The 7,677-nt window shown below is 59.6% G+C and carries 6 protein-coding genes and 1 pseudogene; 3 read left to right on the top strand and 4 right to left on the bottom strand.

Annotated features, from left to right (window positions below; all coding sequences use genetic code 11):
* Positions 1 to 184, bottom strand: a pseudogene (locus tag E5J99_RS20425) (hypothetical protein); the annotation flags it as partial.
* Between the two features lie 726 nt (positions 185 to 910).
* Positions 911 to 2,899, bottom strand: coding sequence for a (E)-4-hydroxy-3-methylbut-2-enyl-diphosphate synthase (gene ispG, locus E5J99_RS20420; protein ID WP_135499662.1), 1,989 nt, complete (start codon positions 2,897 to 2,899; stop codon positions 911 to 913).
* Positions 2,900 to 3,085: 186 nt separating this feature from the next.
* On the opposite strand from ispG, the gene E5J99_RS20415 reads away from it, so the two are divergent.
* Positions 3,086 to 3,574, top strand: a complete 489-nt coding sequence (locus tag E5J99_RS20415; protein ID WP_135499661.1) for a TlpA disulfide reductase family protein — start codon at positions 3,086 to 3,088, stop codon at positions 3,572 to 3,574.
* 39 nt (positions 3,575 to 3,613) lie between these two features.
* Positions 3,614 to 4,231, top strand: coding sequence for a thioredoxin family protein (locus tag E5J99_RS20410; RefSeq protein ID WP_135499660.1), 618 nt, complete (start codon positions 3,614 to 3,616; stop codon positions 4,229 to 4,231).
* Positions 4,232 to 4,442: 211 nt separating this feature from the next.
* On the opposite strand, the gene E5J99_RS20405 is transcribed toward E5J99_RS20410, so the two are convergent.
* Positions 4,443 to 5,420, bottom strand: a complete 978-nt coding sequence (locus tag E5J99_RS20405; RefSeq protein ID WP_135499659.1) for an NAD(P)H-quinone oxidoreductase — start codon at positions 5,418 to 5,420, stop codon at positions 4,443 to 4,445.
* Between the two features lie 182 nt (positions 5,421 to 5,602).
* Here E5J99_RS20405 and E5J99_RS20400 point away from each other — a divergent pair, with 182 nt between their 5' ends.
* A complete protein-coding gene (locus tag E5J99_RS20400) occupies positions 5,603 to 6,118 on the top strand; it encodes a hypothetical protein (protein WP_135499658.1) in 516 nt (171 codons plus the stop codon).
* Between the two features lie 28 nt (positions 6,119 to 6,146).
* Here E5J99_RS20400 and E5J99_RS20395 read toward each other — a convergent pair whose 3' ends face one another.
* Positions 6,147 to 6,761 (bottom strand): carboxypeptidase-like regulatory domain-containing protein, encoded by a 615-nt coding sequence (locus tag E5J99_RS20395; RefSeq protein ID WP_167852267.1) that lies wholly within the window; start codon positions 6,759 to 6,761, stop codon positions 6,147 to 6,149.
* Positions 6,762 to 7,677: the final 916 nt, after the last annotated feature.

Here is a 7,677-nt window from a genome sequence, read left to right as displayed (position 1 = left end):
AACGGGCCCGCCCGCCGCTGGCCGGCTTGGCCATTAACGAGCCGGTCTGCCGCTGGCGGCGCAGCAGTTTCTTGATGAACGGCACACTCACGCCGAAGCGCTCGGCCACCGCAGCCTGCCGCGCCCCAGGGTGCTGACACGCCGCAGCCACGCGCGTGCGTAAATCCAGTGAATAAGCTTGCATCCTGGGACTTACGACCAAACCTCGCCGTAAGATACACCGTTCACGAATCTGCTATAAGTTACCAACCCAACGCGTAGTTTTGAATTACACCCTTACGGAGTGAATCAAAAGCAAAATTCTGCACTACTGTATCATGCAATGAATTGCTTATAGCTGGTATGGTCATGGGGTAGGTGGACAGTACCGACGTCTCATTACGCAGTTAGTTTCTAACCAATTCCATTTGCCAGTGACGGGCAAACGGGCGAAATACAGTTGTGCCAGTGTCGTAGTTTTTATAAGAAGTTCGAGTCGAGTCGTAAACCAATATTCTCGACTCGCTAATGCGTTTGTATATTATATAGTAAATAGATTTTTGACCTTCAAAATGGTCTGACTTCAGCACATATGTATTGCCTAGATGAAATTCCACACTACTGTAAAAAAAGCAGTACTCACACTCGAATCCGGTTTTGTTCCAGTTTTTCCAAGTTGGATCAGGCACCGTCTTGACCAGTATTGATTTATCATCAAACCGGTATACAGTCCCTATATCCTTCGAGTCTTTCCATTCGCCTTTTATCCATTGTGGTGGAGAAATGGCGGCTGAACATGCTGAGAGCAGAGGTAAAGCAAAAATTATTGCCCGCATATTACATTCAATTGGCTAGTGCTAAAACCTCAGACTTTATAGCCCGATGTCTTGAGTATGCTTACTTAAGGACATTTTTAAAGTATCATATATTCCTACACTCCCACCGGCTCTTCCACCAGCTCCTTTTCCACCCACCGTCCATCTTCGCGCATGAGCTCAATCAGCTCATCCACGGCCCGTTCTTCGGGCACCGATTTCTTGATGACATCCTGGCCGCGGTAGAGAGCAATTTTGCCTTTGCCCACGCCCACGTAGCCGTAGTCGGCGTCGGCCATTTCGCCGGGGCCGTTCACAATGCAGCCCATGATGCCGATTTTGATGCCCTTCAGGTGGTCGGTGCGCTTGCGGATCATGGCCGTGGTTTCCTGCAAATCGAACAGGGTGCGGCCGCAGCTCGGGCAGCTGATGTACTCGGTTTTGCTCATGCGGGTGCGGGCCGCTTGCAGAATGCCGAAGCTGAGCTGGTTGAGCTGGTCGATGTCGCGCAGCCAGGTTTCCTGGGGCTGCTCGGGCAGCAGGTCGGTGCAGAGCGAAATACCGTCGCCGAGGCCGTCGATGAGCAGGCCCCCCACGTCGGTGGCAGCGTCGAGCTGGGTTTGCTGGGGGTCGGTGAGGGAGTAGAAGCGACGAACGACGACCGGGCAGGTAACACCGGCGTTCAGCAACTCAAAGAAGGCCCGGCGCATCTCGGGCATGGCGTGGGCGTTGGTAGTGCTTAACACCAGCACCACGGTAGCGTCGGCCCGCAATTCAGCCAGCAGGCTGGCATCCAGCGCGTCCAACTCCACTATCACAAAGTTGAGCTGGGGATGCAGCTTCGGAAAATCGGCCAGGTAGCTGCACACCGTCAGCAGCGGAAAGTGGTCGGGGCGCTGGCCGGCATCTACCCAGGCGCGGTGGGTCACGATTTCCTTTAGGCCGTTGGGCAGCATAAACGGCACCGGCTGCTCCCCGGTGTAGATGTAGTCGGCCCCCAGGTCGCTCATCTGAAACTTGTCCAGAAAGGACGAATATAGGTGTCCGGCCGCCCGCAGATCGGCATATTCGAGGCGGGGCAGGCGCGAAAGATCAGTGATGACGCGGGGCACATTCTGCCCGCCGAAGTTGAGCACTTCGTGCGTGTGGCGGCGGTGGTACTGAAACGGGTCGATGGGCACCACGTCTACCGGCCTGATCGGTTTGGCCTGAGCGGCCCGGTTGGTATACCGGTCAATCAGGGCTTTGGCGACCGGCGCTTCGGCTTCGGGGGCTTCGGTCAGGCTCACGCGTACAGTGTCGCCGAGGCCGTCTTCGAGCAGCGTGCCGATGCCTACGGCGCTCTTGATGCGGCCATCTTCGGCTTCGCCGGCTTCGGTCACGCCCAGGTGCAGCGGGTAGGGTTGCAGGCCTTCCTCGTCGAGCTTCTGCACCAGCATTCGGTAAGCCTGCACCATCACCTGGGTGTTGGAGGCCTTCATGCTGAGCACCACGTTGTAGTAGTTTTCCTCCTCGCAGAGGCGCAGAAACTCCAGCGCCGACTCCACCATGCCCAGCGGCGTATCGCCATACCGGCTCAGAATCCGGTCGGACAACGAGCCGTGGTTGGTGCCGATGCGCATGGCCGTGCCGTACTGCTTGCAGATCTGGACCAGGGGCCGGAACCGCTCCCGGATGCGGTCTACCTCGGCCGCGTAGCTGGCGTCGGTGTACTCGATGATGTCGAATTTCTTCTTGTCGGCATAGTTGCCGGGGTTCACGCGCACTTTCTCCACGATGCGGGCGGCCAGCTCGGCGGCGTTGGGCGTGAAGTGAATGTCGGCAATGAGGGGCACCGCGCAGCCGCGCTTGCGCAGCTCCTTCCTGATTTCGAGCAGGTTCTGGGCCTCCTTCATGCTGGGCGCGGTGATGCGCACATACTCGCAGCCGGCCGCCACCATGCGCAGCGTCTGCTCTACCGAGCCGAGGGTGTCCATGGTATCGACGGTAGTCATGCTCTGCACCCGGATCGGATGCAAGCCACCCATGGGCAGGTCGCCGATTTTCACCTCGCGGGACAGGCGGCGCTTATACTCGGTGAGGCTGGGGCAGTACGTTTTATTCATAACCCGAAGGAGGAGTTTCAGAAGGAACAACAAAGGTACGGAAGGATTGTGCGCGGCCGTTGGTTCTGGCCGGGCAGAACGAGGCAGCGACGCGACCCTTCGCGTCTCATGTCAGAATGGCTGGCCCCGCGCCGTGGCAACCTTCCGGCGCGGTTGCGGTCTATACAACGCTTATTTTTCCCAAACATGACCCGTCTCAGATTCCTTCCGCTCCTGGCCCTGCTGCTTTCGGGTAGTGCCGCCCACGCCCAGCAGGTCACCGTTATCAAGCTGCCGGAGCTGCAAAAGCGGCTGAGCCGGCAGAACGACACCACCTACGTGGTCAACTTCTGGGCGACGTGGTGCGCGCCCTGCGTGAAGGAGCTGCCCTATTTCGACCAGCTGAGCACCACCTACGCCCGGCAAAAGGTGAAGGTGCTGCTCGTGAGCCTGGACTACGCCTCCCAGCTCGACAAAAAAGTCAAGCCCTTCGTGCGCCGGCGCGGCCTCAGGTCGGAAGTGGTGCTGCTGAACGAAACCGACCCCAACTCCTGGCTGGACAAGGTGGATGGCAAATGGTCGGGCGCGCTGCCGTTTACGCTTATCTACAACCAGAAAAAGCAGCTGCGCGCCGCCTTCGAGCAGGAGTTCACCCAGGCCGAGCTGACGACCCAGCTCCAGACGTTTCTCCGGTAGCGTATTTTCACTTTTCCTTTCACCAACCTTCGTTCGCCCATGAAAACGCTCTTTTCCTTCTTCGCCGCTTGCTGCGCACTGGTGCTGCTCAGCAACTTCGCACTCGTTTCGCCCGGCTACCAGGTCGGCGACAAAGTCGCGGACTTTAGGCTCAAAAACGTGGATGGCACCCTGGTCTCCCTGGCCGACAACAAGGCCGCCAGGGGCTACATCGTGGTCTTTACCTGCAACACCTGCCCCTACGCCAAGGCCTACGAAAGCCGCATCATCGCCTTGCACCAGAAATACGCGTCGCAGGGCTACTCCGTGGTGGCCATCAACCCCAACGACGTGGCCACCGTGCCCGGCGACTCCTTCGCCGAGATGCAGGCCCGCGCCGCCAGCCAGAAGTATCCCTTCGCCTATCTGCAGGATGAGTCGCAGCAGGTAGCCAGGACGTTCGGGGCCACCCGCACGCCGCACCTGTACGTCGTCACGAAGCAGGGCGCGGACTTCGTCGTGTCCTACATCGGGGCCATCGACGACAACTCCGAAGACGCCAAGCTGGTGAAAACCAAATACGTGGAGCAGGCCATGACCGACATTCTGGCCGGCAAGCCCGCCGCTACCAGCTCCACCAAAGCCATCGGCTGCACCATCAAGTGGAAAAAGGCGTAAAAGCCCGTCTTACCTGCGACCCTCCACCCCACGTCTGTCATCCTGAGCCGCGCGAGGGACCTTCCTCGCCTAAGTGCTAAGCGCTGTTCAACGTAACAAAGCCCTTTGCTGCCTGCGCAGTAAAGGGCTTTGTTACGTTGAACAGAGGGTTAGTGGGTTAGGTAAGGAAGGTCCTTCGCACGGCTCAGGATGACAGCCGGGGCGTGGGGCGCTACTCTCCCACCGTCAGCATGATTTTGCCGATATGCGCGCTGCTTTCGAGCAGTCGGTGCGCTTCGGCGGCTTCGGCCAGCGGAAACGTGCGGTAGATAACGGGCCGGAATTTTCTCTGCGCCAGCAGCGGCCAGACGTGCTTTTCCACCTCAGCGGCCAGTTCTGCTTTAAAATCGGCGGAGCGCGGGCGCAGGGTGCTGCCCGTAATAGTCAGGCGACGGCGCATAATATCCAGGGCATTGAAGTCGGCCCTGCCGCCCTGCATGGCGTTGATGAATACCAGCCGGCCATCGTCTTTGAGCAGGCGCAGATTTTTGGGTGTGTAGTCGCCGCCAATCATGTCCAGAATTACGTCAACTCCCCCGGCGGCTTGCCCGACGGCTTCAAAGTCTTCGTCCTTGTAGTTGATGGCTGTGGCCGCGCCAAGCTCCTCGCAGGCCCGGGCTTTTGCGGCACTACCCACGGTGACGAACACCGGACTACCCAGCGCGTGGGCCAGCTGAATGGCCGTAATGCCGATGCCACTGCTGCCCCCGTGCACCAACAGGGTTTCGCCGGGCCGGAGCTGGCCGCGCTGAAACACGTTGTGCCACACCGTAAACACCGTTTCGGGTAGGGAAGCGGCTTCCGCTGGGCTCCAGTTCTCGGGCACGGGCAGGCAGTGCCGGGCATCTACCACGGCATACTCGGCGTAGCCGCCGGCCGCGAGCAGGGCGCATACCGCGTCGCCGGGCTGCCAGCGGGTCACGGCCGCGCCGCAGGCTTCGATGATGCCCGCTATTTCCAGACCTGGCACTAAGCCGGTCGCGTCATCCGCGCCACCGTATTTGCCTTGGCGCAGCAGCACGTCGGGGCGGTTGAGGCCGGCGGCCTGCACCCGGACCAGCACTTCGTGGGGTGCGGGTTGGGGTTGGGCTAATTCCTGGAGCTGTAGGACTTCGGGCCCGCCAGGCGTAGTAATTACAATGGCATTCATAGAACCAGAACCGCGCTGCGGGAATGATGAGTACGATTCTACGCGTTACCGGGCAGTAAGCCGGTGTTTCTGCTGCTTAAAGTTGCGCACTCAGCCCAAACCCAGGGCATCGTATAAGCCAGACGCTGGTTTTTAGCCGTTCTTCGCGGCGCTACGTAGCTGCAAGAGTACTCCTTATTTGTATGAAAAAGCCCACCTTCCTCCCTCCACTGTTCAGTGCGGCCCGTGCCACGGGCCTGGCCGCCTGGCAAACCGGCCGCCTGTTTCAGCAGCTGGCCCGCAAAACCCTGGACGCCGTGCAGGACGTGCTGCGAGCCGAGGTGCAAAAGGGCAACGTGCAGCTGGTGGTCGATTTTCTGGCCGATAAGGCCCTGCCCGCCGCCAAAGCCCTGCTACTGGAGCGCATGGCTACCCGTCTGCTGCTGCGCATCGGGCTGCGCGGGGTGCTGGCTTCTAATATCGTGGGCTGGATCTTGCCCTTCGTACTCGAGCGGCTTATCAAAGTGGGGGTTTCGACGGGGTTCTTCGACAAAGTGAAAAGCCACGCCACCGTTACCGACACGCTCCGCCGCCTGGACGAGCTCAGAAACGCAGCCTGGAAAACCATCGTGCCCGATGCCGGCAGCGGGGCCGAGCTGCTGCCCGACGACGCGCCGAGTCCGGCCCTGCTGCCCCCGGCTGCCGGGCACCAGGCCTAGCAGTCGGCGGCGGTTGGCACGACGCGCCCTATTGGCTGCGCCCAAACCACCGCCGCAGCGTCCACCCTGCGCGCGCTGCCACCGTGGGCTTTCGCACCGAAAAAACAGAAAGAGAGGTATTCAAATTAATGGCCAGCAGCGCGTCGTGCTGTAGCAGGCCGGGGCTTTGAGGCGGCAGCTCCCATTGGGCTGTTTCGTAGCCAATGCTGGTGAACACGACGGTGGTGGCCTCGGTGCTGCTCCCCGCATCCGGAATGGCCAGCTCATAGTACCCGTGCTCGTCGGTTGTGACGCCAATGGTGGTACCGGTCAGCAATACCGTAGCAAAGGGCAGCGGCTCAGGTTTTCCTTTCGAGGAAACGGCCCGTACGGTCCCGCTGAGCGTGGTGGCGGCCAGAGTTTGGGCCGCCGCCGGAATAGCCGACAACGTCAGGGCCAGCGCGGTAGCCGCCGCCAGCCGGGCGCAGGCACTTTCCGGTGGGGCCTGCCCCCAGTGCTCCAGTTGCGCCGGCGCGTACATGCCGCACAGCGCGTTGCCGTGGGCGGCCTGGGTACGCGCAATAGCGGGCCACGACATCGCCGAAAAGTCGTAAATCTCCTTCTCACACTGCCCGCACCTACGACCATTAGCAGTAGCTTTCATAGCAAGCCAGGATTGGCCGCAGGGTTGCGGCTTGGGAAGTGCGGACATAGGAGGCAAGATGAAAGGCGTGAGAAGTGAAGCCAGCGCCGCTTTGGACTAGTGCCGGCTGCCTATTGATGCAAATAGTGCCCAAATTGCCCACGAAAACAGAAGCCTCTTGCCCTTATGAGGAATAAAAGCAGTTTCTGCTCCTAAGGTGCGTAGCTATAGCGGTTTCGCGAACCGTAGCCACCCGATGTAGAGACGCGTATTCGCATCTCGTCGTTCGTGCCGCCTGCCCGGTTTCGTTCAACGACGAGACGCGAATACGCGTCTCTACAGCAGCCGGGTTGCACCGTTCACGAAACCGCTCTAGTAGACTTGTTCCTCAACAAGAAACAGGGTAAAAAAGAACGTCATGCTGAGCGGAGTCGAAGCATCTCTACCGCTTCGTTGAGCCGTTCAACGAAGCAGTAGAAACGCTTCGGCAAGCAGACGCCAGATCGAGCAGGACGCAAAACAGACTTCCTAAACAGCTTCGTTGCAAGAAGTAAAGCGTTACATAAAACGAGCTGCGAATACTAGGCTGTGTGGACAGTAGCGCTTTGGGAGGTGGTTTGCCTTTCTGGAATGTCATGTCAAGCAGTACGAGACATAACGTTCTGTGTATTTGCTATCCATACAGCCTGGTCAGAGTGTTGCAAGCATCTCCACGGCAAAGAAATTTCATGTCTCGTCCGGCTATAGCTATACAGGTGGAGGGAGTAATCCGGCCTGCGCTTTACGGGCCGGGTTGGTAATCCGGATTGGACTTTACAGGCAGACAAGATAGGCAGCGGTTTTTCTTCCGCCGCTGGGGTCAGGTGTCAAGTGGGGGCCGGGATAGCGGCCGGCTGATAGTAATTTTTCCAGCGCCGCACCAGCGGCCCTTCCTGCT

Source organism: Hymenobacter elongatus (assembly GCF_004745955.1).
Taxonomy (GTDB): Bacteria; Bacteroidota; Bacteroidia; order Cytophagales; family Hymenobacteraceae; genus Hymenobacter; species Hymenobacter elongatus.
Note: the sequence above shows the minus strand (reverse complement) of the source record. Positions and strands in the feature narration are given on the sequence as shown.

Bases quoted from the DNA above. Each gene is read 5' to 3' on its own strand.
- ispG (WP_135499662.1), bottom strand. From the start codon at position 2,899: ATGAATAAAACGTACTGCCCCAGCCTCACCGAGTATAAGCGCCGCCTG.
- E5J99_RS20415 (WP_135499661.1), top strand. From the start codon at position 3,086: ATGACCCGTCTCAGATTCCTTCCGCTCCTGGCCCTGCTGCTTTCGGGT.
- E5J99_RS20410 (WP_135499660.1), top strand. From the start codon at position 3,614: ATGAAAACGCTCTTTTCCTTCTTCGCCGCTTGCTGCGCACTGGTGCTG.
- E5J99_RS20405 (WP_135499659.1), bottom strand. From the start codon at position 5,420: ATGAATGCCATTGTAATTACTACGCCTGGCGGGCCCGAAGTCCTACAG.
- E5J99_RS20400 (WP_135499658.1), top strand. From the start codon at position 5,603: ATGAAAAAGCCCACCTTCCTCCCTCCACTGTTCAGTGCGGCCCGTGCC.
- E5J99_RS20395 (WP_167852267.1), bottom strand. From the start codon at position 6,761: ATGAAAGCTACTGCTAATGGTCGTAGGTGCGGGCAGTGTGAGAAGGAG.